Origin of the sequence: Neisseria sp. HMSC055H02 (assembly GCF_001813335.1) — a bacterium.
Classification (GTDB): domain Bacteria; phylum Pseudomonadota; class Gammaproteobacteria; order Burkholderiales; family Neisseriaceae; genus Neisseria; species Neisseria sicca_C.
Map to the genome: position 1 here is coordinate 1 of NZ_KV812113.1, position 628 is coordinate 628.

1 pseudogene is annotated in these 628 nt (G+C 34.2%); it reads right to left on the bottom strand.

Features of this window, described 5'->3' with window-relative positions:
* Window positions 1-447 (bottom strand): annotated as a pseudogene (locus HMPREF2907_RS08700) (hypothetical protein); the annotation flags it as partial.
* Between the last annotated feature and the right edge of the window lie 181 nt (window positions 448-628).

The following is a 628-nucleotide window of genomic DNA, read 5'->3' on the forward strand; positions in this document are numbered from 1 at the left end:
GGCAGCCTCGAAGAAATCTGATTGATTTTTAAGAAATCACTTTGCTGGCCGGAGTCTGAGATAGGATCATTGTACGACAGCTTGTTCTCAACAACGGAATTATAACCTTACTGCTTCAGCAGAAGTAAACCCCTGAAACATCAGTTCCTTCAATTCATCCTTTTTTAATACAATGACTGAATCTGATTGAAGATAGTTTTCGAAATTGTCCTTAGTTAACTGCCAGATACCATTACGGTAATTTTTATAATCATAATTATATTGTTCTTTGGTTATAATTCCTTCTCTTAGATAAATATCAAAAGATATTTTTGCGTTTAATTCAAAATTTTCCTTATGATCAATCAAATAATGTATCTTTTTCTTATAGACAAAAATAGATATGCATTGAATATATTGAAAGATGTCATTTAATAATTCAGACTTAAATTTCTCAATCTTTTCCATATTTGCCAAACTCCTTGATAACTTTATCTTCAGCAAGTCGTAGTCTGCATTAAATCTGCAGGTAGGGTGTCGCGGTACGCACGCACGCGAGCTTGAGTCTAATAAAAAAGGTCGTCTGAAACATTTTTCCGGCTTTCAGACGACTTTTGCTAAATATTATCGGCAGCGGCTCAATGCCAAC